Annotated in this window: 17 protein-coding genes and 1 pseudogene; 7 read left to right on the forward strand and 11 right to left on the reverse strand. The window is 75.9% G+C overall.

Annotation, left to right across the window (positions count from 1 at the left end):
• Positions 1-40: 40 nt before the first annotated feature.
• From ACH5AR_RS09760 to ACH5AR_RS09780, 5 genes are read right to left on the reverse strand one after another with little or no spacing between them, the layout of a single operon-like run.
• Entirely contained in the window at positions 41-2,272 is a 2,232-nt protein-coding gene (locus ACH5AR_RS09760) for an MGH1-like glycoside hydrolase domain-containing protein (RefSeq protein ID WP_396300837.1), read from the reverse strand.
• Entirely contained in the window at positions 2,269-4,302 is a 2,034-nt protein-coding gene (locus ACH5AR_RS09765; protein WP_396300838.1) for a beta-galactosidase, read from the reverse strand. The genes ACH5AR_RS09760 and ACH5AR_RS09765 overlap by 4 nt, the downstream gene beginning before the upstream one ends.
• Before the next feature lie 2 nt (positions 4,303-4,304).
• The gene (locus ACH5AR_RS09770) at positions 4,305-5,219 is read right to left on the reverse strand and encodes a carbohydrate ABC transporter permease (protein ID WP_396300839.1); all 915 of its coding nucleotides are present in this window, start codon (positions 5,217-5,219) and stop codon (positions 4,305-4,307) included.
• Positions 5,216-6,148: a carbohydrate ABC transporter permease gene (locus tag ACH5AR_RS09775; protein WP_396300840.1), complete on the reverse strand. Its 933-nt coding sequence runs from the start codon at positions 6,146-6,148 to the stop codon at positions 5,216-5,218. Before ACH5AR_RS09775 ends, ACH5AR_RS09770 begins: the two co-directional genes overlap by 4 nt.
• Positions 6,149-6,159: 11 nt before the next feature.
• The gene (locus ACH5AR_RS09780) at positions 6,160-7,491 is read right to left on the reverse strand and encodes an ABC transporter substrate-binding protein (RefSeq protein ID WP_396300841.1); all 1,332 of its coding nucleotides are present in this window, start codon (positions 7,489-7,491) and stop codon (positions 6,160-6,162) included.
• Between the two features lie 156 nt (positions 7,492-7,647).
• Between ACH5AR_RS09780 and gcvPA the strand changes: the two genes are divergently transcribed.
• The 6 genes and pseudogenes from gcvPA to ACH5AR_RS09810 all read left to right on the forward strand — a co-directional run.
• Positions 7,648-9,006: an aminomethyl-transferring glycine dehydrogenase subunit GcvPA gene (gcvPA, locus tag ACH5AR_RS09785; protein ID WP_396300842.1), complete on the forward strand. Its 1,359-nt coding sequence runs from the start codon at positions 7,648-7,650 to the stop codon at positions 9,004-9,006.
• A complete protein-coding gene (gene gcvPB / locus ACH5AR_RS09790) occupies positions 9,003-10,601 on the forward strand; it encodes an aminomethyl-transferring glycine dehydrogenase subunit GcvPB (RefSeq protein ID WP_396300843.1) in 1,599 nt (532 codons plus the stop codon). Before gcvPA ends, gcvPB begins: the two co-directional genes overlap by 4 nt.
• Positions 10,598-11,836: an ATP-NAD kinase family protein gene (locus ACH5AR_RS09795; RefSeq protein ID WP_396300844.1), complete on the forward strand. Its 1,239-nt coding sequence runs from the start codon at positions 10,598-10,600 to the stop codon at positions 11,834-11,836. The genes gcvPB and ACH5AR_RS09795 overlap by 4 nt, the downstream gene beginning before the upstream one ends.
• Before the next feature lie 19 nt (positions 11,837-11,855).
• Positions 11,856-12,602, forward strand: coding sequence for an SDR family NAD(P)-dependent oxidoreductase (locus tag ACH5AR_RS09800; RefSeq protein ID WP_396300845.1), 747 nt, complete (start codon positions 11,856-11,858; stop codon positions 12,600-12,602).
• Between the two features lie 91 nt (positions 12,603-12,693).
• Positions 12,694-13,347, forward strand: a complete 654-nt coding sequence (locus ACH5AR_RS09805; protein ID WP_396300846.1) for a GntR family transcriptional regulator — start codon at positions 12,694-12,696, stop codon at positions 13,345-13,347.
• Between the two features lie 401 nt (positions 13,348-13,748).
• Positions 13,749-14,357 (forward strand): annotated as a pseudogene (locus ACH5AR_RS09810) (DUF4937 domain-containing protein); the annotation flags it as partial.
• A 169-nt stretch (positions 14,358-14,526) separates the two neighbouring features.
• Here the strand turns inward: ACH5AR_RS09810 and ACH5AR_RS09815 are convergent.
• The 6 genes from ACH5AR_RS09815 to ACH5AR_RS09840 all read right to left on the reverse strand — a co-directional run bounded on the left by ACH5AR_RS09815 (position 14,527) and on the right by ACH5AR_RS09840 (position 23,263).
• Complete coding sequence (locus ACH5AR_RS09815; protein ID WP_396300847.1) at positions 14,527-14,823, reverse strand: hypothetical protein; 297 nt, start codon at positions 14,821-14,823, stop codon at positions 14,527-14,529.
• Between the two features lie 122 nt (positions 14,824-14,945).
• Positions 14,946-17,261: a PP2C family protein-serine/threonine phosphatase gene (locus tag ACH5AR_RS09820; protein WP_396300848.1), complete on the reverse strand. Its 2,316-nt coding sequence runs from the start codon at positions 17,259-17,261 to the stop codon at positions 14,946-14,948.
• 94 nt (positions 17,262-17,355) lie between these two features.
• Positions 17,356-21,537, reverse strand: coding sequence for a HAMP domain-containing protein (locus ACH5AR_RS09825; RefSeq protein ID WP_396300849.1), 4,182 nt, complete (start codon positions 21,535-21,537; stop codon positions 17,356-17,358).
• A 211-nt stretch (positions 21,538-21,748) separates the two neighbouring features.
• Positions 21,749-22,123, reverse strand: coding sequence for an STAS domain-containing protein (locus ACH5AR_RS09830; RefSeq protein ID WP_396300850.1), 375 nt, complete (start codon positions 22,121-22,123; stop codon positions 21,749-21,751).
• 181 nt (positions 22,124-22,304) lie between these two features.
• Positions 22,305-22,787, reverse strand: coding sequence for an ATP-binding protein (locus tag ACH5AR_RS09835; protein ID WP_396300851.1), 483 nt, complete (start codon positions 22,785-22,787; stop codon positions 22,305-22,307).
• 11 nt (positions 22,788-22,798) lie between these two features.
• Positions 22,799-23,263, reverse strand: a complete 465-nt coding sequence (locus tag ACH5AR_RS09840; RefSeq protein WP_396300852.1) for an STAS domain-containing protein — start codon at positions 23,261-23,263, stop codon at positions 22,799-22,801.
• Positions 23,264-23,658: 395 nt separating this feature from the next.
• Here ACH5AR_RS09840 and ACH5AR_RS09845 point away from each other — a divergent pair, with 395 nt between their 5' ends.
• Positions 23,659-24,312: a phosphoribosyltransferase gene (locus tag ACH5AR_RS09845; RefSeq protein ID WP_396300853.1), complete on the forward strand. Its 654-nt coding sequence runs from the start codon at positions 23,659-23,661 to the stop codon at positions 24,310-24,312.
• The last annotated feature ends 421 nt before the right edge of the window (positions 24,313-24,733 follow it).

Raw genomic sequence — 24,733 nt, forward strand, 5'->3', positions numbered from 1 at the left:
CCCGATCATGCCTGGTCGCAGGGCCCGGAGCCAAAGCCGCTCAGTCGCGCAGCAGGAGCAGCAGCAGCGCCGCCGACCAGCTGAAGTTGCTGGAGCTGTGCCCCGCGCCCGTCAGCGGGTCGTAGTTCTCCCGCACCGGGTCGTCGCCGGCCAGCCCGGCGGCGGTGGCCAGCAGCCGCTCCACGGTGCGCCGGGCGTCCTCGCGCCAGCCGTACCGGCGCAGGCCCTCGACGGCGAAGTAGGTCTGGTCGAACCAGGCGAGGCCGCGCCAGTAGCCGGCCGGGTCGAAGGACGGCGAGCTGCGGGCCACCGTGGGGAAGGGCAGGGCGGTGCCGAACTCCGCCGGGTCGAGCAGCAGCCGGCGCACGGTCCGGGCCTGGGCGGCGGTGGCGGTGCCGGACCACAGCGGGATCGCGCCCTCGATGCCGCGGCCCCGGGCGGTGAGCCGGGCGCCGGTGGCCAGGTCGGTGTCGTGGAACCAGCCGGTGGCCGGGTCGTACATGGTGTCGCGCACGGCGGCGTCGATCCGTCCGGCGCGGGCGCGCAGCCGCTCGGCGGCGGGCCGGTCGCCGAGTTCGGCGGCGATCAGGGCCAGGTACCGGTGGTCGGCGGCCAGGTAGGCGTTGAGGTCGACGGAGCGCTGGTCGAGCGACCAGCCGACCAGCGTCCCGTGCGCGTCCCGGTTGGCCACGACGCCGGCGGCGTCGAAGCGCGGGGCGTTGTCCATGCCGGACTCCCAGGCCGCCGCCTCCCGGCAGTCCTCGGCGGTGGCGTTGGCCGGGTCGACGGTGGCGCCGTACTCGCACAGGCCCTCGCCGTGGTGGTCCCGGGTGCGGTACCACCAGTCCTGGTAGGCGCTCAGCGCGGGCAGCAGCTCCCGCAGGAAGGCGCGGTCGCCGCTGCGGCGGTACACCTCCCAGACCGCCCAGGAGGCCAGCGGGGGCTTGGAGTTGCGCTCGTTCCAGTTGCCGCCGCCGGTGGCCGGGTCGTTGTAGAAGACGCAGTCCGGGACCATCCCGGCGTCCTGGGGGCGCCCGGCGGAGCCGGGCGGGACCTGGTGGTCGAAGACCGCCCGGATCTGGTCGGCGGCCAGGGCGGGGGCGAAGGCGGCGGTGCCGACGGCCTGCTTCCAGGTGTCCCAGGCCCAGACCCCGCTGAACCACTTGTACGAGAGCGTGGGGGTCACGGCGTCGTGCCGGATCCGGCCGGCCGGGCTGCGCCAGTTGGTGACCAGGGTCTGCACGCACTTGGCGGCGGTGCGGCGGCGCTCGGCCGGGACGCCCTCGGTGGCCCGGGTGAGGTACCCGCGCCACCGGGCGTCGCCCTCGGCCGCGACCCGCTCCGGGGCGCGCAGCGCGGCCTCGGCCTGCTCCGCTGCCCGCGCGTACTCGGCCCCGGTGAAGGTGTAGCTCTCCGTCCAGTCCAGGCTGCGCGCCTCCCCCGGTGCCAGCCGTACGGGCTCGGCGAGCTCGGTGCGGTGGCCGTCGCCGTCGGCGCTGACCACGACCCGTACGGGCCGCGCGTGGCGGACGGCGAAGCGCTCGGTGCCGTCGGTGAGGTAGTCCCAGGTCTGCCGGACCCTCGCGAAGCGCACCTCCACGCCGCGTGCGGCGGCACGCAGTTCCGGCGCCGCGTGCTGGGGGCCGGTGGCGGGGCGCAGCAGCCGGCCGGTCCAGGCGGCGGCCAGGGTGCGCGGGGCGGGGCCGGTGTTGGCCAGCCGGGCGCGGAGCAGGGCGGTGCGGTTCCCGGCGAAGCGCAGCTCCAGGGTGAGGGTGAGGCCGCCGCCGAGGTCGTGGCCGAGCCGCAGCAGGCCGGGCAGCGAGGTGCTGCGCGCGGGGCCGCCGGCGGTGAGGTCGAGGGGGCGGCCCCCCTCGGTGAGCCGGAGGCGGTGCAGGCCGTCGCTGAGCCACCAGGGGTACTCCTGGGCGAGGTGGAGCGGGCCGGTGAAGCCGCCCTGCGGGTCGGTGGGGCCGGGCAGGGCGTAGGCGTGCCAGGCGCCGAGGTCGGCGAAGACGTTGATCGGGTTGTTGCCGCGGGCGTCGCCGGGGTACGCCTGGGCGGGGGTGCCGTGCAGGTCGAGGAGGTCGGCGTAGCGCTCGGCACCGACCGCTTCCGGGCCGTCCCCGGCGTGGGGGGCTTCCGGGCCGTCCCCGGCGGTCGGGCCGTCCCCGGCGGTCGGACCGTCCCCGGCGTGCGCGGCGGTCGGGGCGGCCAGGGTGCCGGCGGCGACGGCCGAGGCGGCGAGGAAGTGGCGGCGGGTCAGCGGGTTCACGGGCGCTCCTCGGCGGCGGGGAGTCGAAGGACGGCGGCGCCGAGCGGCGCGAGGGTGACGGCGGTGCCGGTGGCGGTGCCGGTGAGCAGGTCGGTGCCGGGCGTGTCGAGGGGGATCCGGCGTTCGGCGTCGCCGTGGTTGAGCAGGAAGAGGTACTGGCGGCCGTCGGCGGCGTGGCGGCGGGTGGCCTCGACGCCCTCGGGCAGGCCCGGCAGTTCCGGCCCCACCCCGGCTTCGGCGAGCGGCAGGTCGAGCACCCGGCCGACGTCGGCGCCGAGGTGGCAGCCCAGGTACCAGGCGCTGCCGGCGCCGAGCCGGTGGCGGGTGACGGCCGGCAGGCCGGCCAGGGTGCCGGAGGCGTAGCGGGCGAGGGTCTCGGCGCCCTCGGTCTCGATCCACTCGCTCCAGCGCTCGGCGCGCAGCGCGGTGGGCGCCGTCGCGCCGTCCAGGGTGACGGCGGTGGTCTCCCCGTCCGGGATCGGCCAGTGCTCGTCCACCACGATCCCGAGCAGTCCGCGCAGCGGCCCGGGGTGGCCGCCGGGGTGGATGTGGTCGTGCCGGTCGGCGATGCCGCTGAACGGGCCGCAGACCAGTCGGCCGCCGGCCCGCACGTAGCCGGTGAGCCGGTCGGCGGTGGCGGTGTCGAGCAGGTAGAGGTTGGGGGCGAGCACCAGCGGGTAGCCGTCGAGCCGGGCGGTGGGCGGCACGAAGTCGACGGTGACGCCGCGCTCGAACAGCGCCGCGTACCAGGGGCGGAGCAGGTCGGGCCAGCGCATCCGGGCGGAGGGGTGGTCGTCCAGTTCCAGGGCCCACCAGCTGTCCCAGTCGAGCAGCACGGCGGCCCGGCCGCGCAGCCGGCTGCCGGCGGTCTCGCCGAGCCGGCGCAGTTCGGCGCCGAGGCGGACGGTCTCCTGCCAGCCGCGCCCGGCGGTGCCCCGGTGCGGGAGCATCGCGCTGTGGAACTTCTCGGCTCCGGCCACCGAGGCGCGCCACTGGAAGTGCAGGACGCCGTCGGCGCCGCGGGCCAGCGCCTGGAGCGACCAGAGGCGGTAGAGGCCGGGGCGCTTGGGCAGGTTGACCGGGCGCCAGCTGACCGCCGAGGGGGCCTGCTCCATCAGCAGCCAGGGGCGGCCGCCCTTGAGCGAGCGCATCAGGTCGTAGTTCATCGCCGCGTTGACGTGGGCGCGCGGATCGGCCGGGTCGGGGTAGGCGTCGTCGGAGACGAGGTCCTCGTGCCGGCTCCACTCCCAGTAGTCGAGCGCCTTGAGCATCGACATGAAGTTGGTGGTGACCGGGACGCCGGGCGAGACCCCGTCCAGGACGGCCTTCTCGGCGCGGTGCAGGGCGAGCAGCGCGTCCGAGCAGAACCGGCGCCAGTCCAGCAGCTGGGTGGGGTTGACGGGGCCGGGCGCGGTGCGCGGCGGCTCGATCTGCGCGAAGGAGGTGTAGCGCTGGGACCAGAAGGCGGTGCCCCAGGAGCGGTTCAACTCCTCGATGCCGCCGTGCCGTTCGCGCAGCCAGCGGCGGAAGTCGGCGGCCGAGGCGGGGCAGAAGCACTCCTGGACGTGGTCGCCGTACTCGTTGTGGATGTGCCACAGGGCGAGCGCGGGGTGGTCGTGGTAGCGCTCGGCGAGTGCCCGGGTGAGCCGGACGGCGGCCGAGCGGTAGGCCGGCGACGAGGGGCAGTAGTGCTGGCGCGAGCCGAACTCCAGCCGGACGCCGTCGGCGGTGACGGGCAGCAGCTCGGGGTGGGCGCGGACCAGCCAGGCGGGCGGGGAGGCGGTGGCGGTGGCCAGGTCGACGGCGATGCCGTGCCGGTGGACGAGGTCGAGCAGGCGGTCCAGCCAGCCGAAGTCCCAGCTTTCGGCGTCGGGTTGGAGGCGGGCCCAGGAGAAGACGCCGACGGTGACCAGGTTGACCCCGGCCTCGGCCATCAGCTCGACGTCCTCGGCCCACACCTGCTCGGGCCACTGCTCGGGGTTCCAGTCCCCGCCGTAGAGCAGGCCGGGGACCCGGGTGAGGCGGTCCATCGTCATCCTTTCAGGGCTCCGCCCAGCAGGCCGGCCACGAACTGCCGCTGGAAGAGCAGGAAGAGCACCATCAGCGGGAGCGTGGCCAGGAAGGCGCCGAGCATCAGGCCGGAGTAGTCGACGCGGGTCAGCCCGGTCAGCGTGTTGAGCGCGACCGGCACGGTGTACCTGTCCTCGGTGTTGAGCATCAGCAGCGGCCAGATGAAGCTGTTCCACTGGCCCATGAAGGTGAAGATCACCAGGGCGCCGAGCTGCGGCCGCACGCAGGGCAGCACGACCCGGTAGAAGGTGCGCAGTTCGCCGGAGCCGTCGATCCGGGCCGACTCCAGCAGTTCGTCGGGGAAGTCCAGGAAGCCCTGGCGCATCAGCAGGATGCCGAAGGAGTTGGCCAGGAAGGGGACGATCACGGCCTGGTAGCTGTCGATCCAGCCGAGGCTGGCCATCATCTGGAACAGCGGGACCAGCAGCACCTGCAACGGGATCATCATGGTCGCCAGCACCAGGCCGAGCAGCAGTCCGCGGCCGCGGAAGCGGTACTTGGCCAGGCCGTAGCCGCACATCGCGGACAGCAGCGAGCTGAGCAGGGTGTAGACGGCGGCGATCCCGAGGCTGTTGAGCAGCACCCGGCCGAAGCCGATGGTCTCCTGGAGGTGCGCCAGGTTGCGCAGCAGGCTGCCGCCGGGCAGGAACGGCGGCGGGGAGTGGAACAGTTCGGAGCTGCTGTGGGTGCTGGCGATCAGCATCCAGGCGAAGGGCACCAGGCTGAGCACGGCGCCGGCGGCGAGGGCGGCGAGGACGGCGGCGCGCCCGAGCCGGGCGGGCAGCGGCGGGCGGTCATGGCGGGCGGGCAGCGGCGGGCGGTCGTGGCGGGCGGGCAGCGGGGCGCCGCCGCCACGGAGCGGTCCGGGGGCGGTCATCGGCGGCGTTCCCTTCCGTAGAGCCGGAACTGGAGGAGCGAGACCGCCGCGATGATCACGACGACGACCCAGGCGATGGCGGCCGCGTAGCCGAAGTCGAGCTGCTGGAAGCCGACCTTGTAGAGGTAGACCACCGGGGTGAGGGTGGCGTCGCCGGGGCCGCCGCGGGTCAGCACGTAGTTCTCGTCGAAGAGTTGCAGGGTGCCGATGGTGGAGGTGATGACGCAGAACAGCACCACCGGGCGCAGCTGCGGCAGCACCACGCCGGTGTAGGTGCGCAGGGCGCCCGCGCCGTCGAGCGCGGCGGCCTCGTACTGGTCGCGACCGATCGCGTGCAGTCCGGCGAGCAGGATGACGGCGTTGTAGCCGGTCCATCGCCAGGTGACCGAGGCGATCAGCGAGATCCGGGCCCAGGTGGGCGAGTTGAGCCAGTCGACCGGGTCGAGGCCGAGCGCCTGGAGGAGCTGGTTGGCGAGGCCGCCGTCGGTGCGCAGCAGGACCTGGAAGACGACGGCGTAGGCGACCAGGGTGGTGATCGCGGGCAGGAAGAACACCGCCCGCCAGCCGGCCCGGAAGCGCAGCCAGGACTGGTTGAGCAGCACGGCGAGGACCAGCGCGAGGCCGATCATCACGGGCACCTGGACGGCGAGGATCAGGCCGGTGTTGACCAGGGAGTGCAGGAAGGCCGGGTCGTGCAGCATCCGCCGGTACTGGTCGAGGCCGACCCAGACGTCGGCGCCGTCGCGGCGGGCGGTGAAGCTCTGGTAGAGGCTGGCGCCGAGCGGGTAGGCGAAGAAGGCGACGAAGAGGGCGGTGGTGGGCCCGGCGAACAGCCAGGCGGCGGTGCGTGGGGAGCGCCGGCGCCGACGGGCGGGGGCGGCCGGGGCGGCGGCGGCCGGTGTGTGCAGCGGGACGGTGGGGCTGGTCATCGGGGCCGCTCCTAGCCGACTGTCTGGCGGCCGGTCGCGGTGGCGATCTGGCGCGCGGCGGAGCGCAGGACGGTGCCCGGGTCGGCGCCGTTGTGCAGCACCTGGTTGACGGCGGTGGTGACGATGTCGCCGGCCTTGGAGTCGTCGGCGGTGAGTTCGACGGCGGGGATGCTCCGGGTGAGTTCGGCGAACAGCCGCATGGCGGGCTGGCCGCCGTAGTAGGGCGCGGGCTGCTGGAAGTACGGGTCGTCCAGGGCCGGGAGGTAGGCGGGGAAGAGCCCTTCGTGCTGCATCATCGAGGCCTGGTTGGCCTTGTCGGCGAGCAGGAAGGAGAGGAAGGCCCAGGCGGTCTCCGGGTTCCTGCTCTGGGCGGGTACGCACAGGGCGGAGCCCCCGCTGTTGGAGGTGCGGGTGCCGCCGGGGGTGAAGGCGGGCAGCGGGACGACGCCGAGCTTGCCGCCGAGGTCGGCCATGTCGGTGGTGAGGGTGCCGTCCCACCAGGCGGCGGTGGGGGTGGTGGCGGCCTTGCCGTCGTGGGTGCCGGAGACGAGGCCGTCCCAGCCGTTCTCGAAGTCCACCAGGTCGCGGTCGACGAGCTGCTTCATCAGGGTGAGCGCGCGTTCGGCGGCGGGGGTGGCGACGGCCACCCTGCCGTCGGTGAACCAGCGCTGGCCCTGCTGCTGGAGCAGCATGGCGAACATGCTGTCCTGCTTGGCGTCCAGGATGAGCAGCTTCCTGCCGGTGGCGGCCTTGAGGGCGGTGCCGGCGGTGAGGTAGTCGTCCCAGGTGCTCAGGCCCGCCGGGTCGATGCCGGCCTGCTGGAACAGGTCGCGCCGGTAGAACAGGGCGCACGGGCCGCTGTCCCAGGGCAGGGCGAAGACCTTGCCCGCGCCGTCCGTGACGGCGCGCCAGGCCGCTGGTGAGAAACGGGACTTGAGTTCGGCGGCACGGCTGGTGAGGTCGACCAGGCCGTGCGGGAAGTTGCCGATGTAGGTGGGCAGTCTGTGGCCCTCGACGGTGAGGACGTCGGGCAGCCCGCTGCCGGCGCCGAGCCCGACGGTGATCTTGTCGTAGGCGTTGTCGTAGCCGATGTCCACCACGTCCACGGTGGTGCCGGGGTGGGCCTGTTCGAAGGCCCGGCCGAGCCGCTGCACGGCCTTGGCGGCGACGTCCCAGGACCAGACGGTCACCTTGCCGGAGAGGGCGGCGGCCGGGCTGCCGGCGAGCCGTTTGGCGGCGGTGCCGCCGGCGCCGCCGGTCGCGCAGCCGGCGGCGCCGGCCAGCAGTGCCGCGCCGCCCGCGAGCCCGGCCCGCAGGATTCGGCGGCGGGCCGGTCCCGGCACCGATTCGCCCTGGCCGCAGGGTGGTTGGGGATTTTTTTGGTGCCGGGTTGGTGCGGACATCTTGCCTCCCGACTGCTGAATGCCGAATGCTGTATACAGAACTCAGCATTCACAACCCCGTCAAGGCTTGTGACTGAAATCGCGGAAGGTGCCAGGATGAGCACACGCGTCCCCCGAACCCACCCGTACATCCCCAACTCCGCCCCGCAGGTGAGGAAAGCGATGCTGGCGGCGGTCGGCGCCCAAGACGTCGAGGAGTTCTACGCCGACATCCCCGCCGCCCTCCGGCTGGACCGCCCGCTGCGGCTGCCCGAGCCGCTGGACTCCGAGGCCCGGCTGGTCGCGCACCTGGAGGAGCTGCTCTCCCGCAACACCGCCGTGCCGCCGGGCCGCAGCTTCCTCGGCGCCGGGTGCTACCGCCACCACGTGCCCGCCGTGGTGGACGAGATCGTCAACCGCAGCGAGTTCCTCACCGCCTACGCGGGCGAGCCGTACGAGGACCACGGCCGCTTCCAGGCGCTGTGGGAGTACCAGTCGCTGATGGCCGAGCTGCTCTGCGTCGACGTCGTCAACGTGCCGACGTACGACGGGTTCCAGGCCGCGGCGACCGCACTGCGGATGGCCGGTCGGGCCACCGGCCGGCGCCGGCTGGTGCTGGTCGGCGCGATCGACCCGGACCGGCTCTCCCGGATCCGCGACTACGTCCGCGGCGCCCACGAGCTGGTGCCCGTCCCGGCCGATCCCGCCGCCGTCCGGGCCGCGCTCGCCGAGGGCGACACCGCCGCGGTCTACGCCCAACTCACCGACCACGACGGCCGGGTGGACACGGAGCTGCCGCAGTACGTCGAACTCGCCCACGGGGCGGGCGCCCTGGCCGTCGTCCACGTCAACCCGATCAGCCTCGGCGTGCTCACCCCGCCCGCCGAGCTCGGCGCCGACCTCACCTGCGGCGACCTCCAGCCGCTCGGCATCCACCCGAGCTACGGCGGCGGCAACGCGGGCTTCATCGGCAGCGCGGACGACGAGCGGCTGGTCGCCGAGTACCCGAGCCGGCTGTTCGGCCTCACCCCCACCGACGTCCCCGGCGAGTACGGCTTCGGCGACGTCGCGTACGAGCGCACCTCCTTCGCGCTACGCGAGGAGGGCAAGGAGTGGGTCGGCACCGCCGCCGCCCTGCACGGCATCACCGCCGGGGTCTACCTCGCCCTGATGGGCCCGCACGGCATGCGCGAGATCGGCACCACGGTCCTCGCCCACACCGCCTATGCCCGACAGCGCCTGGCCCGCGTCCCCGGGGTGGAGCTGCCGGACCCCGAGGCCGTGCACTTCGCCGACTTCACCGTCCGCTACACCGGCGCGCGCACCGCCGCCGAGATCGCCGACGCCCTGCTCGCCCACGGCCTGCACGGCGGCACCCCGGCCGGGCCCGACGAGGGCCGCTACTGCGTGACCGAGCTGCACACCCGGGCCGACATCGACCGCCTCGCCGACGCGCTGGAGGAGATCGTCAAGTGACGAACCGTCAGGACAACCGCGCGGTGGACCCGCGGATCGCCCCCAAACCCGCCCTGCGCCGCTTCCACCAGGCCCGCTGGGACGAGAAGCTGGTCTTCGAGCTGGGCGCGCCCGGCGAGCGCGGCGTGCTGCCCCCGCTGCCAGAGCCCGCCGTCACCGCCGCCGTCGGGGACCCGGCCGCGGCCCTGCCCGCGGCGCTGCGCCGCGCCGCCCCGCCCGCCCTGCCCGAACTCGGCCAGCAGCAGGTGCTCCGGCACTACCTGCGGCTCTCCCAGGAGAACCTCGGCGCCGACCTCAACGTGGACGTCGGCCAGGGCACCTGCACCATGAAGTACAGCCCGAAGGTCAACGACACCTTCGTCCGCGACCCCAGGATCGCGTCCCTGCACCCCGCCCAGGACCCCTCCACCGTCCAGGGCGTGCTCGAACTCGTCCACCGGCTGGAGCAGTTGCTCAAGGAGGTCTCCGGCATGGACCGGGTCAGCCTCCAGCCCGGCGCGGGCTCGGCGGCGATCTGGACCAACGTCTCGGTGATCCGCGCCCACCACGCCGCGCGCGGCGAGCTGGAGCAGCGCGACGAGGTCGTCACCACCGCCTTCTCCCACCCGTCCAACGCCGCCTGCGCCAAGACCGCCGGCTTCCGGGTGATCACCCTGCACCCGGACGCCGACGGCTACCCCGACATCGAGGCGCTGCGCGCCGCCGTCGGCCCGCGCACCGCCGCGCTGCTCATCACCAACCCCGAGGACACCGGCATCTACAACCCCCGGATCGCCGAGTTCGTCCGGATCGTCCACGAGGCCGGCGGCCTGTGCGCCTACGACCAGGCCAACGCCAACGGCATCCTGGGCATCACCCGCGCCCGCGAGGCCGGCTTCGACCTGTGCCACTTCAACCTTCACAAGACCTTCTCCACCCCGCACGCCTGCGGCGGGCCGGCGGCCGGCGCCTGCGGCGTCACCGCCGAACTCGCGGCCTACCTGCCGCGCCCCACCGTCGGGTTCGACGGCGAGCGGTACGTGCTGGACGACGGCGGGCCCGAGTCCGTCGGCAAGATCCGCCCGTACCTGGGCGTCGTCCCCAACCTGGTGCGCGCCTACGCCTGGATCACCGCGCTGGGCGCCGAGGGGCTGCGCGAGGCCGCCGAGACCGCCGTGCTCAACAACAACTACCTGCTGCACAAGGTGCGGCGGATCCGCGGCGTGTCCGTCCCGTACGCCGAGGGGCGCCCCCGGGTCGAGCAGGTCCGCTACAGCTGGCAGCAGCTCAACGAGGACACCGGGCTGCACAGCGAGGACCTCGGCTACCGCGCCGCCGACTTCGGCACCCACTACTGGACCAGCCACCACCCCTACGTCGTCCCCGAGCCGATGACCCTGGAGCCCACCGAGTCCTACTCCCGGGCCGACCTGGACGAGTACGCGCAGATCCTCGCCGAGGTCGCCCGCGAGGCGTACGAGGACCCGGAGACCGTCCGCACCGCGCCGCACAACTCCACCGTGCACCGGATCCGGCACGAGCCGCTGGACGACCCGGCGGTCTGGGCGGTCAGCTGGCGCGCCTACCGCCGCAAGGTCCTCGGCGAGCAGCCGTGACCGCGGCCCAGGGCCGCCGGATCGGGCTCGTGGTCAACCCGGTCGCCGGGCTCGGCGGCCGGGTCGGCCTCAAGGGCAGCGACGGCGCCGACGTCCAGCGGCGGGCCCTGGCGCTCGGGGCCCGCCCGCAGGCCCTCGCCCGGGCCGCCCTGGCGCTGCGCGGCCTACCGGACGGCGTGGACCTGGTCACCGTCTGGGGGCCGTTGGGCGCCGACGCCGCACGGGCGGCCGGTCGGGCGGCACGGGTCGTCCACGGCCCGGCCGACGGACCGGACACCGCGGGCGGACCGGGGAGCACCGACGGACCGGACACCGCGGGCGGACGACCGGGCACCACCACCGCCGCCGACACCCGGGCCGCGGTCCGCTCCCTGGTCGCGGCCGGCGCCGAGCTGCTGCTGTTCTGCGGCGGCGACGGCACCGCCCGCGACGTGCTGGACGCCCTCGGGCCCGACCCCCGGCTGCCGGTGCTCGGCATCCCCGCCGGGGTCAAGATGCACTCCGCCGTGTTCGCCGTCCACCCCCGGGCCGCCGCCGAGGTCGCGGCCGCCTGGGCGGCCGGCCGGGGCGTGCGTCTGGAGGCCGCCGAGGTGGTGGACCGGGACGAGGCCGCGCTGCGGGCCGGCCGGGTCTCCGCCCGGCTGTACGGGCGCCTCACCGTCCCGGTGCTGCCCACCCGGGTACAGCAGCGCAAGACCGGCAGCTCGGGGCCCGCCCCGGGGACTCCGGCCGGCCTCGCGGCCGAGGTCGCCGAGCGGGTCGGCCCCGGCGGGCTGCTGCTGCTCGGACCCGGCAGCACCACCCACGCCGTGGCCACCGCGCTCGGCGCACCGGGCGCCAGCCTGACCGGCGTCGACCTGCTGCGGCTCGGCCCCGAGGGCGCGCTCGGCCCCGGCCGCGGCGACGGCCTCGCCACCGCGGCCCGCCTCCTGCTCCGCGACGCCCGCGCCGACCAGCTGCGCGCCCTGCCCACCACCCCGCACATCGCCCTCTCCCCGATCGGCGGCCAGGGCTTCCTGCTCGGCCGCGGCAACCAGCAGCTCGCCCCCGAACTGCTGCGCGCCGCCGGCCGGGAGAAGCTGCTGGTGCTCGCCGACGAAGCCAAGCTGGCTGCCCTGGCCGGGCGGCCCCTGCTGCTGGACACCGGCGACCCCGACCTGGACGACGCCCTCGCCGGCCACGTCCGGGTGATCACCGGCCGCCGTACCGGCGCCGTGTACCGCCTCTCCGCCTGACCCTGTGAAGGAGCCCCCCATGATCGACCTGCACGGCAAGCGCGCCATCGTCACCGGCGCCGCCGCCGGCATCGGCCGGGCCACCGCCGCCCTGCTCGCCGAACTCGGCGCCGCCGTCGTCCTGCTCGACCTGGACGCCGACCGCGGCGAGGAGGCCGCCAAGGCCGTCGGCGGCACCTTCGTGCGCTGCGACGTCTCCCGGCGCGCCGACTGCGAACGGGCCGTGCACACCGCCGTGGAGCAACACGGCGGCGTGGACGTGCTGTTCAACAACGCGGGCATCATCCGCCGCTCCACCGTCACCGAGATCACCGACGAGGACTGGGACCTGGTGATGGCCGTCAACGTCCGCTCGGTGATGCTGCTCAGCGGCCTCGTCGTGCCGCTGATGGCCGCGAACGGCGGCGGCAGCATCGTCAACACCGGCTCCGGCTGGGGCATCAGGGGCGGCGGCCGGGCCGTCTCCTACTGCGCCTCCAAGGGCGCGGTGGTCAACATGACCCGGGCGATGGCGATCGACCACGGCCCCGACAACATCCGGGTCAACTGCGTCTGCCCGGGCGACACCGACACCGGCATGCTCGCCGAGGAGGCCCGCCAGCTCGGCGAGAGCCCCGACGCCTTCTACACCGACGCCGCCGACCGCCCGCTCGGCCGGATCGGCCAACCCCGGGACATCGCCCAGACGGTGGCCTTCCTGGCCAGCGACGCCGCCGCCTTCGTCAGCGGGGCGGTCATCGCCGTGGACGGCGCCGGCACCGCCTGACCGGCGGGGGCTGTCGACGGCTGCGGGCGACCGGCCGTGGGGGTCGGTCGCCCGGCCGGTACGCTACGGACCGAGGAAGAAGGGAAGCCCGATGGCGATCGAGCGGCGTCCGCTGCGCGAGCAGGTGAAGGACGAACTCCTGGAGCAGCTCGGCCGCGGCCGGTTCACCCCCGGCGAGTCGATCAACGAGGTCCAGCTCGCCGAGGAGCTGGGCGTGAGCCGAACTCCCCTGCGCGAGGCCCTGATCAGCCTGGAGCGCGAGGGCATCGTCACCAGCGAGCGCGGCAAGGGCTTCCGCTTCGCGCCGACCGGAAAGCAGGAGTTCCTCGACCTCACCGCGATCGTGATCGCGCTGGAGTCGCTCGCCCTGCGCACCTCCGACCCGGCGCACCTCGCCGAGATCGCCCCCCGGCTGCTCGCGGAGGCCCGCGCCTTCTCCGCCCCGCAGGCCCCGCACGGCACCATCGAGCGCTACGACGACGCCTGGCACGCCCTGCTGCTCTCCGGCTGCGCCAACGCCCGCCTGCGCGAGATGATCGAGTCGCTGAAGCTCACCCTGCACCGCTACGAGCGGGTGGTGGTCGGCGACCACGAGATCCTCGAACGCGCCGCCGAGGAGCACGAGCGGATCGCCCAGTGCCTGCTGGACGGCGACCTCGACCAGGCCGTCGCCGCGCTGGAGGCGAACTGGACCAGCGGCATGGAACGCATCCTGGACCGCCTGCCCCCGGTCGCAGCGCTCTGAACCACCGCCCCCGGGCGCCGTGTTCCGGGCCGTCCACGGCCGCGCGGTACGGACCGCGCCCGGCCGTGGCCGTCAGTCGAGCACCTCGCCCGGGGTGAGCCGGTGCAGCCGGTCGGCCAGCGCGAGGATCCGGGCGGGCCCGGCCACGTCCGGCGCGTTCACGCCGGGGAAGACCGGGATCACGACCAGGTCCGGCAGGCGGGGTGCTTCGTTCCTGCCCCCACCCCCGCCCGGCGGCGCACAGGGCGGCGGTGACGGGCTTCTGCAACATCCGCCCACGCGCCGCGGCCTACGCCTGCGGCCCGACCGTCCCCGGGACCTGCGCCCGATTGACGCCCCGCCGCCTCCCGGCAGCATGATGGCCCGCATGTTCGGCAAATGGATCGGACTGCCGGGTACGGCCCGGAGCACGCGAGGCGTTCGCCACCGGCCAGCGACGCTGGTCGGCGATCACCGACCAGCCGGGCCTGGCGGGCCAGGTCGGCGGCTGGAAGCCCGACACGGACCGGGCCCTCCTGCATGCCCTGTGGGCCGACGAGGCCGCGTACGCCCGTTTCATGCGCGAGCGCCACGACGGCGTCGCCGCGTCGGCCGGACAGCGCTCCAGCTACACGGCCGTCGAGGCCGCCGCCGGCCCGGTCGTGCTCACGATGCCGGGCGCGGCCCCCTCCCTCTCCGCCGCCCTCGCCCGCGCCACCGTCCTGCGCGCCGCCGACTGCCGCCTTCGCCCCGGCCGCGCCGAGCACTTCCTCGACGTCCAACGCGACCTCTGGGCGCCGGGCATGGCCGCCGCGGACGGCATGCTCGGCGGCGCCGTCACCCGCCTCGCCGCCGACCGCTACCTCGTCGCCGGCTTCTGGACCACCCCCGCCGCCCACCACGCCTACACCGCCCGCCACCTCCCCGCCCTGCTCCCCCGCGCCGCCGTCCCCACCGACGTCCTCACCCTCACCGGCCACCTGCTCCCCCTCGAACCCTCCTGGCGCGTGGTGCCCGCCGGGCCGCACTGACCGGCCCGGCGGCCGTCAGGGCCCGGCTCCGGGCCCCGGGCCACGTCGGTGCCGCACTCCGGAGGACCAGCCGACGGCCCCGCCGGCTCGGCGGGACCGCCCTCGACGACGAGACGTCGAGAAGTCCGTCGGGGCGCCGGGCCCGGCCCGGTGCCCCGGGGGCGGCGGCTCAGTGGCCGGCCCGGTGGCGCAGGCGGCCGCCCTGCGCGGCGGCCTGGTCCTCCGGGGTCCGGGCCGGTCGGGTCCGGCGCGGGACGCGCCGGGCCAGCCGCATCAGCGCGAGGCCGAGGCAGAAGAGCAGCGCCAGGGCCACCCCGGCGAGGAAGATGCTCAGGCTGTTCAGCACCACCAGGTCGTTGCCCAGGATCGTCACCTGGTAGTCGGGCCCGCCGGAGAGGTTGTCCGCGATCAGCAGTCCGACGAACGCGCCGGAGGCCGCCATCAGGAGAAGTCCCAGCAGCACCATGGGAATCCCTTCCTTCCTGCTCTCGATCGGCCCCCCTGTCCGCTCGCGCCTACCCGGTCGCACCCGCCCCTAACGGCCGCGGTCGGGCGGCCGGCGGGGCGCGGCGGCCGCGCCGTGCGGTGCTACTCGGTCTGGACGGCGATCAGGCAGGTGTCGTCGTCGGTGTCCGCCGGGCTGAGTTCGAGCAGTCGGTCCAGGTACTGCTCCAGGTCGGGGCCGGGGGCGCCGGCCGCCCGGAGCAGCTGTTCCACCGACTCCTCCACCGGGCGGTCCCGGCGCTCGACCAGGCCGTCGGTGTAGAGCAGCAGGACGTCCCCCGGGTCCAGCCGGGCGGTGTGCTCCTCGTACTCGGCGTCGTCGAGCGCGCCGAGCAGCACGCCGTGCGGCAGCGGCAGCACCTCGGCGCCCTCCGGGCCGAGCCGGATCGGCGGCAGGTGGCCGGCCCGGGCCCAGCGCAGTTCGCCGCTGACCGGGTCCAGCAGGACGCAGACGGCGGTCGCGGTGACCTGCCCGGGTTCGCGCAGGGTGACGGTGTTGGCCCAGGCCAGCAGCCGGCCGGGGCCGGCGCCGGTGACGGCGAGGCCGCGCAGCGCGTGCCGCAGGGCGACCATCCCGGTGGCCGCGCCGACGCCGTGCCCGGCCACGTCCCCCACGGCGAGCAGCACCCGACGGTCGGGCAGCACCAGCACGTCGTACCAGTCGCCGCCGACCCGGTCGCGCTGGGCGGCGGGGCGGTAGCGGACGGCGGCGTGCAGGCCGGTGACGCCGAGCGGGGGCGGGGCGGCGGGCAGGATCGCCTGCTGGAGCCGCAGCGCCAGCTGCGCCCGCTCGGCGGACTCCTGCTCGGAGTCGGCCAGCCGCTCGCGGGTGGCGCCGAGGGCGACCTCCGTCCAGTGCTGGGCGGAGACGTCGTGGTACGCCCCGCGGACGGCGACCAGCCGGCCGGCCTCGTCCACCACCGGTTCGGCGATCACCCGGGTGAAGCGGTGGGTGCCGTCGGGCCGGACCAGCCGGACCACCGCGGAGGCGGTGCGGTGGTGGTGGCGGACGGTGTCCAGCAGGCGCCGGATCGCCGGCCGGTCGTCGGGGTGGGCGTGCCGCGCGAGCCGGTCCAGCGGTACCGGCGGCGCGTCCGGCGGCAGGCCGTACAACTCGCGCAGCCCGTCGCTCCAGCGGATCCGCCCCCCGCCGGAGCGCTCCTCGAACCCGGCCACCCGGGCCAGCCGCTGGGCCTGGTGCAGCAGGGCGCTGCGCTCGTCGTCCTCGCCCTCGTCGTCCAGCTGCCAGCAGAGCAGCAGCCGGTCGCCGAGCGGGAGGACGGAGAGCAGGACGGCCACCGGGACGCTCGGGCCGTGCTCCCGGAAGGGCAGCCGGACCGGTTCCGCGGCGGCCGGCACGCCGGTTTCGTACGCGCGCAGCAGCCGGTCGAACAGTCCGCCGGCGCAGGCGACCGGGTAGGTCTCCAGCACCGAGGCGCCCTCCAGCGCGTCGCGGGGGCGGCCGAGCGGGTCGCGGAACCGGGCGTTGGCCCGCAGCACCGTGAAGTCGGCGGTCCGCTCGGCCCGGACGACGGGGGCGAGCAGCAGCGCCGGGGCGGGCAGCCCGGCCAGGAGGGCCTCGGCCTCCTCGGGGGCCACCGGCTCGGGCGGCGGGCCGAGCAGGGTCGCGCAGAGGTCGGCGAGGGCGCAGAGCTCGCGGCGGTGGGCCGGGCCGAGGGCGACGGGCGGGCCGTCCTGCGGCCAGAGAAGTTCCAGCGCGCCGCGGCGGCGGCGCCGGTCGACCAGCGGGAGGACCGCCCGGGCGGTGCCGGCCCCCACCGAGGGCCCGTCCGTCCCCGGCTCGCCGGGCCACAGCTCGGCTCGGCCGCCGACGACCAGCTGGGCCGGGGTGGGGACGCCCGGCGGCACCCGGGCCCAGCCGGCCGCCTCCTCGGCGGAGAGCCCGGCCTGGGCGGCGAGGGCGAGCGCGCCGCCGGGCAGCCGCTGCCAGACGGCCACCGCCCGGACGCCGAGCGCCGCCGCGGCCTGGTCCAGCACGGCCCCGGCGGCGCGTCGCAGGTCGGCTGCGCCGGCGAGGGCGGGGGCGACGGGCGGGCCGGCCCCGTACGGCTCGGCGGCACCCGGAACGGCGGCGGCGACGGCGGTGGCACCGGGACCGGACGGTGCGAGCGCCGGGGCCGTCCCCGGGTCCGGCAGCCCGGCGATGTCCGCCGCCAGGGCGAGCACCGGGACGCGCGCCTCCCGGGCCAGCCGGGCGAGGTGGGCGGCGGCCTCGGCGACCGACAGGCCCAGCCGCTCGGCCAGGATGCCGGTGGCGAGGTCGACGGCGGCCCGGTTGCGCGCCTCGGCGTGCGCCCGGGCGGTGGCGGCCCGCAGGCGGCGGACCGTCTCGGCGAGCGCCCGGGCGGTGCGCTCCGCGGACTCCTGCTCGGCGGTCACGACCCGCCCCGGGGCCTGACGGCGGCACCCGGCCGGGCGGCGGCACCCGGGGGCCGGGCCACGGGGCCGGTGCGCCGGGAACGGCGGGCCGCCGTCATGACGCGGCCAGCCAGGTCCGCATCCGCGCCAGCAGCCGCCCGGTGTCGACCGGCTTGGTGACGTGGTCGTCGGCTCCCGCGGCCAGGCTGCGGTCCCGGTCGCCGGGCATGGCCTTGGCGGTGACGGCGATGACGGGCAGCCGCTCGAAGCGCGCGTCGGCGCGGATCGCCGCGATGGCCGCGTAGCCGTCGAGCCCGGGCATCATGACGTCCATCAGGACCAGGTCGGTCTCCGGATGGGCGCGCAGCAGGTCGAGCCCGGCCCGGCCGTCGGGGGCGTGCAGGACGCCGAGGCCGTGCGCTTCCAGGGCGGCGGTCAGGGCGAAGACGTTGCGGATGTCGTCGTCCACGACCAGGACGGTCCGCCCGGCGAGCGGACCCGTCGCGGGTGGGGCCGACGGGAGGGCTTCGGCCCCCTCCGCCGCCTCCGACTCCGGCGGACCGGTGCCCCCGGCGGCCCCGGGACCGCCGAGCGCCCGGACCACCCGTGCCCGCAGCCGGTCCAGTCCGTCGACCCGCTCCACGCCCTCCGGCGGCGCGCCGCCGACCCCGTACCCGAGCACCGGCGTGCCCGCGGCCGCGAGCCCCCCGAGCAGCGGGGCGAGGTCCGCGGACCCGACCAGGTCCAGCAGGACGCAGCGGTACGGACCGTCGGCTAGCGCGGCCCGCAGCCCGGCCTCGTCGCCGACCCCGTCGACCCGCACCGCCGCCGCCGTCCCGCCGTCCGGGGAGTCCGGGGGTTCCGGGGAGCCCGGGGAGGCAAGGGCACCCGGCGCGCCCGGGCCCCGCCCGCCCCCCGCCGTCCGGGCGAGCTGGGTGAGCAGCCCCGGCGGGTCGGGCTCCACCACGAGCACCCGCGGCTCGGGGCTGTCGGCCGCCGCCGGCTCGCCCAGCGGCAGGTAGAGCGTGAACCGGCTGCCCTGCCCCGCCTCGGAGCGCACGGTGATGGTGCCGCCGAGCAGTCTGGCCAGCTCCCGGCTGATCGACAGCCCGAGGCCGGTACCGCCGAAGCGCCGCGCGGTGGAGCCGTCGGCCTGCTGGAAGGCGCCGAAGATGGTGTCCAGGTGGTCCGGGTCGATCCCGATCCCGGTGTCGTCCACGTGGAAGGCGACCGCGGCGGGCGTCCGGCCGAGCCCGGGCGGCAGGTCCTCCTCCCCGACGCGCTCGATCCGCAGCCCGACCCGGCCGGTGTCGGTGAACTTGACGGCGTTGGCGAGCAGGTTGCGCAGCACCTGGCGCAGCCGCCCCTGGTCGGTGACGATCCGCTCGGGCACGGCCCGATCGACGGAGGCCTCGAAGGCGAGCCCCTTCTGGTCGGCCAGCGGCCGGAAGGCCGACTCCACGTACTCCAGCAGCTCGCGGACCGTGAACGGCTCGACGGCCAGGTCCATCTTCCCGGCCTCGACCTTGGAGAGGTCGAGGATGTCGTTGATGAGCTGGAGCAGGTCGGTGCCGGCCGAGTGGATCACGCCCGCGTACTCGACCTGCTTGGCGGTGAGGTTGCCGCCGCTGTTCTCGGCGAGCAGCTGGGCGAGGATGAGCAGGCTGTTCAGCGGGGTGCGCAGCTCGTGGCTCATGTTCGCCAGGAACTCCGACTTGTAGAGCGATGCGCGGGTCAACTCCCGTGCCCGTTCCTCCAGTTCCTGGCGGGCCTGCTCGATCTCCAGGTTCTTGGCCTCGATGTCGCGGTTGCGCTGGGCGAGCAGCGCCGCCTTTTCCTCCAACTCGGCGTTGGAGCGCCGGAGTTCCTCCTGCCCTTCCTGCAACTCCTCCGAGCGTGCCTGGAGTTCGGCGGTGAGCCGCCGGGACTCGCCGAGCAGCTCGTCGGTGCGGGCGTTGGCCAGCAGGTTGCCGAGGTTGACGCCGCAGGTCTCGGCGAACTGGGCCAGGAAGTCGCGGTGGACCTGGGTGAAGGAGTGGAGGGAGGCGAACTCCATCACGCCGATCAGCCACTCCTCCAGGGCGATCGGCAGGATGACCAGCGAGCGCGCGTCGGCGCCGCCCGCGCCGGAGGAGACGGTGGCGTAGCCGGGCGGCAGCTCGTCCACCGCGACGGTGCGCCGGCTCCGGGCCGCCTGGCCGACCAGGGACTCCCCCAGCCGCAGCCGCCGGTGCTCGCCGGCCGGCCGGCCGTAGGCGCTGACCAGGGCCAGTTCGGTGCCGTCCGCGCCCTCCTCGGCGAGGTAGAACGCGCCGTACTGGGCGCCCACCAGCGGGGTCAGCTCGTCGGTGATCATCTCGGCGACGGCGCGGACGTCCCGCCGGGCCTGGATGGCGGCGGAGAAGCCGGCCAGGTTGGTCTTGAGCCAGTCCTGCTCCTGGTTGGCCAGGGTGGTCTCGCGCAGTGAGCCGACCATCGCGTTGATGTTGTCCTTGAGGTCGGCGACCTCGCCGGAGGCGTCCACGCTGATCGAGCGGGTCAGGTCCCCGGCCGCGACGGCGCTGGTGACCTCGGCGATCGCCCGCACCTGCCGGGTGAGGTTCCCGGCCAGCTCGTTGACGTTCTCGGTGAGCCGCTTCCAGGTCCCGGAGACGCCCTCGACCCTCGCCTGGCCGCCGAGCCTGCCCTCGCTGCCGACCTCCCGGGCCACCCTCGTCACCTCGGCGGCGAACGAGGACAGCTGGTCGACCATCGTGTTGACGGTGGTCTTGAGCTCCAGGATCTCCCCGCGCGCGTCCACGTCGATCTTGCGGGTCAGGTCCCCCTCCGCGACCGCCGTGGTGACCTGGGCGATGTTGCGCACCTGGCTGGTCAGGTTGTGCGCCATGAAGTTGACGTTGTCGGTGAGGTCCTTCCACGTCCCGGCGACGTTGGGCACCCGGGCCTGGCCGCCCAGGATGCCCTCGGTGCCGACCTCCCGGGCGACCCTGGTGACCTCGTCGGCGAAGACGGACAGCGTGTCCACCATGGTGTTGATGGCGTCGGCGAGCGCCGCGACCTCGCCCTTGGCCTCGACGGTGATCTTCCGGGAGAGGTCCCCGCGGGCCACCGCGGTCGCCACCTCGGACATCGAGCGGACCTGGCCGGTCAGGTTGGACGCCATCACGTTGACGTTGTCGGTGAGGTCCTTCCAGGTGCCGGAGACGCCCCGGACGGTGGCCTGCCCGCCCAGGTTCCCCGCCGTCCCCACCTCGCCCGCCACCCGCGTCACCTCGTCGGCGAAGGAGCCCAGCTGGTCGACCATCGTGTTGATGGTCTCCTTCAGCTCCAGGATCTCCCCGCGCGCGTCGACCCGGATCTTCTGGGTCAGGTCGCCCTCGGCGACGGCGGTGGTCACCTCGGCGATGGCGCGGACCTGGGCGGTGAGGTTGTCGGCCATGACGTTGACGGACTCGGTGAGCGAGCGCCACGTCCCGGAGACGTCGCGGACGTCCGCCTGGCCGCCGAGCCTGCCCTCGCTGCCGACCTCCCGGGCCACCCTCGTCACCTCGTCCGCGAACGAGGACAGCTGGTCGACCATCGTGTTGATGGTCGTCTTGAGCTCCAGGATCTCCCCGCGCGCGTCCACGTCGATCTTGCGGGTCAGGTCCCCCTCCGCGACCGCCGTGGTGACCTGGGCGATGTTGCGCACCTGCCAGGTCAGGTTGCCCGCCATCGCGTTCACCGAGTCCGTCAGGTCGCGCCACGTCCCGGAGACGCCCGGCACCCGGGCCTGGCCGCCGAGCCGCCCCTCGCTGCCGACCTCCCGGGCCACCCTGGTCACCTCGTCCGCGAACGAGGACAGGGTGTCCACCATGGTGTTGACGGTGTTCTTGAGCTCCAGGATCTCCCCGCGCGCGTCCACCTCGATCTTCTGGGTGAGGTCCCCGCGCGCCACCGCCGTGGTGACCTGGGCGATGTTGCGCACCTGCCAGGTCAGGTTGCCCGCCATCGCGTTCACCGAGTCCGTCAGGTCCAGCCAGGTCCCGGTGGCGTCCGGCACGTGGGCCTGGCCGCCCAGCCGCCCGTCGGTGCCGACCTCCCGGGCCACCCTGGTCACCTCGGAGGTCACCCGGGCCAGCTGGTCGGCCATGCCGTTGAAGACGGCCGCGATCTCCCCCAGCACCCCGGGCCGGTCCAGGGCGAGCCGGGTGCGGAAGTCCCCGTCGCGCACCGCCGTCAGCCCGGAGAGCAACTGCCGCAGCGCCTGCTCCGCCGGGTCGGGTGCGGGGGCGCCGGCCACCGGGTGCTCGTCCATCCGTCCACCGTCCGGATCGCTCGCACGGCCGGGGTGCGCCTGCGGGCACCCGCGGCCCCGAGGGCGGCGGGGCGCCGCCCTGCTCCCACTCTGCCACCGCGGGCCGGGGGTGACACGCGGGGAGGGCGGCAGCGGGCACCCGGCCCCGGCGCGCTCTCCCGGGCACCCGGCCCCGGCGCGCTGTCGCGGACCGGCAGGACGGCAGCGGTCCTCAGCCCGGGGCGCTGTCGCGGACCGGGAAGGCGTCCGTGGCGCCGGTGAGTTCGAGCATCCGCAGGATCAGCGGCCGGGGCCGGGCCAGCTCGATCCGGTGGCCGGCCGCGGCGGCCCGGGCCTGGGCCCGCAGCAGGGCGTTCAGCCCGGTGGAGTCGCAGAACTCCAGCCCCGCGCAGTCCACCACGACCACGGCGCCGGCCTCCGCGAGGACCCGGTCGAGCGCGGTCCGCAGGTCGCCCGCCGAGTCGAGGTCCAGCTCGCCGAGCAGCACCAGCACGGCGCCCAGGGCCCACGGCCGGATCTCGACCGTCAGCCCCTCGGGCCGCTGGACGGTCGGACGACTCCGGCTCCCGGACGGGCGGTGCCCCATGGCGCGCTGCTCCTCTCGTGTGGGGCGGCCCCGGCCCGGGCGGCCGGTCCGCACCCTCGCACCGGCGGCTATCCGGCGCGGCGCCCCGGAAACCCCGGGTGGAGGCGGAGCGACACCCAGCCCGCACGGTGCGGCGCCAGCCCGTCCGTCGGCGAGCGCCCAGCCCGCCCGTCGGCCGCCGTCAGCCCGTCCGCTCCGGCTCCGCGCTGCCGTCCGCCGACCGGGCCGTCGGCCGCCGCACCTCCAGCCAGACCAGCTTCCCGCCGTCCTCGGGCCGGGAGCCCCAGGCGGTGGCCAGCCGGTCCACCACTCGCAACCCGTGCCCGCCCGGCCGGCCGGCTCCGGCGAACGGGCGCAGCCGCGGCGGGACGGGGCTGGCGTCCGCGACCTCCACCCGCAGCCGGGCGCCGTTCCAGCGCAGCCGCAGCTCGCGCGGGCCGCCGGGGGCGTGCAGACAGGCGTTGGTGACCAGCTCGGAGACCATCAGCAGGACGTCCTCGGCCGCCGCCCGCCGGCGCTCGTCGGGGGCCGGCAGCCAGCGCCAGGACACCAGCGCCCGCCGGCTGAACTCACGGCTGCGCTGCACCGCGCCGACGCTGCCCTCCAGCGCCAGCCTCCTGGTCTGCTCGCGGGTTGCAGGCCCACCGTTCCCGGGGTGGTCCACGACCGGTCTCCTCACCTCGGCTCGGGCGGTCCGGCGGGTCCGGCGGGCTCCTCCCCGGAGGCCTCCAGGGCCGTGCGGAGGTCGGGGTGGACCCGCAGCACGCGGTCGGCACCGGTGATCGCCAGCAGCCGCGCCATCAGCCGCCCGGGTCCGGCCAGTTCCAGGCCCACGCCCGCCGCCTGCGCCTCCAGCCGGGCGCGCAGCAGGAGGTTCAGCCCGATGGAGTCGCAGAACCGCAGGCCGGCGAGGTCGACCACGATCCGCTCGATGCCGTCCCCCGGCGCCGGCCGGGCGAGCGCCGCGCGCAGCCCGTCCGCGCTGTCGTGGTCGAGCTCCCCGTCGACGGTGACGATCCGCACCGCCCCGCGGTCGGCCACCTCGACGCGCAGCTCCCCGGGTTCGCCGCCGCACGGCCCGGCGCCGGACCCGTCCTGGGCGGAGGTGGGCTCGCGGTGGTGCTCGGCTGACCCTGGCATGGTTCGCTCCCGGTCCGGTGGGGACGGCGGGGCGCCGTCCGGGCCATCATCGCCCGCACCGGGCCGGGCGGTGCGGACGGCACGGACGGACGTGCCCGCGCGCACCGCCGGCAGGGAGGGTTGCGCCGTCCGTAGGCCGTCCATGCCGCGCGCCTGCCCTGATCCCGCCCGGGCACACCTGGAGCCCCCCGCGCACCCGTGCGCCGCGTCCCGCGCGCCCGTGCGGACCGGCCGCCCCGTGGCCCCTGCGCACCGTGGTGTGCGCGTCCCGGCGTCGGACGGCGTTAGAGCCCGGCGGGACGGGGCAGCCGCCCCGGTGGCGGGGTCGCCGGAGCCCGCCGGTTCGGCCGACCCGACCGGGCGCCCGAACGCGTGGAGGAGTGAGGACCGGGCCCGTGAGATTCCCCGACCGCAGCACCGCCGGGCACCAGTTGGCCCGCAGGCTCGTCCCGCTGCTGAAGGAGCGGAACGGACGCGGGGTGGTGGTGCTCGGCGTCGCCCCGGGCGGACTGCCGGTGGCCGCTCAGGTCGCCGCGGCCCTGGACGCCCCGCTCGACGCCACGGTGGTCCGGCCGCTGGCCGTGCCCGGCCACGACCGCCCGGTCGGCGCGATCGCCGACGGCGACCCGCCCCTGTTCGACCGGTACGCCCTGGAGGACCTGGGCGTCACCGCGGCCGAACTGGACGCGAGCGTCACGCGGGAGCGGGTCGAGGTGCACCGCCGGGAGGCCCTCTACCACCAGGACCGCCCCCGGCCGCCGCTGGAGGGGCGCACCGCCGTGTTGGTCTCCGACGGTCTGACGGACGCCCTCACCACCCGGGCCGCCCTGCACGCCCTCGCCGGTGAGCACCCGGAGCGGCTGGTCCTGGCGGCGCCGGTCTGCGACGCCCGGATCGCGGCCGACCTGCGCCGGGACGTGGACGCGGTGGTCTGCCTCCACCTGCCCCGCTACGCCCACGCCGCCGGGCCCTGGTACGGCGAGTTCCACGAGGTCACCGACCGCGAGGCGGCCGTCCTGCTGCGCAGCCGCCCGGTCGGTCGCCCGTGAGTGGTCGCCCTACCGTCCTCCTGCTGACGTAGTCGCGGCGCCCGCCCCCGAGGGGCGGGCGCGCGGCCGTCCGGGTCGGGCGCCCGCCCGGTGGCGGCCGAGGGCGCCGTGCCCGGCGGCCTCCCGCACCGGCTCGCGCGGCGGAGCGCCTGGCGCTCCGCCCCCTTGCCACGCCCGCGTGGGTGGGCCCGCCGCGCTCCTCCGGTCGGCGATGTGCGCCCTCGGAGTGCTCTGCGCGCCCTCCACGGCGCCCCGCCCTGCCCGCTCCACCGCGCCCTCCACCGCGCCCTCCGCCGCGGTCGGCGCCCGTCCGGCCCCGCACCGGCGCCCGCCCGGGCGGCACGCCCCGGCAGCCGCCGAACGGCGGACCCGCAGCCTCACTCCCGGGCCTGCGGGTCCGCCGACACCCCATCAGGAAGCT

Source organism: Kitasatospora sp. NPDC018619 (assembly GCF_044391605.1).
In the GTDB taxonomy this organism is placed as follows: Bacteria; Actinomycetota; Actinomycetes; order Streptomycetales; family Streptomycetaceae; genus Kitasatospora.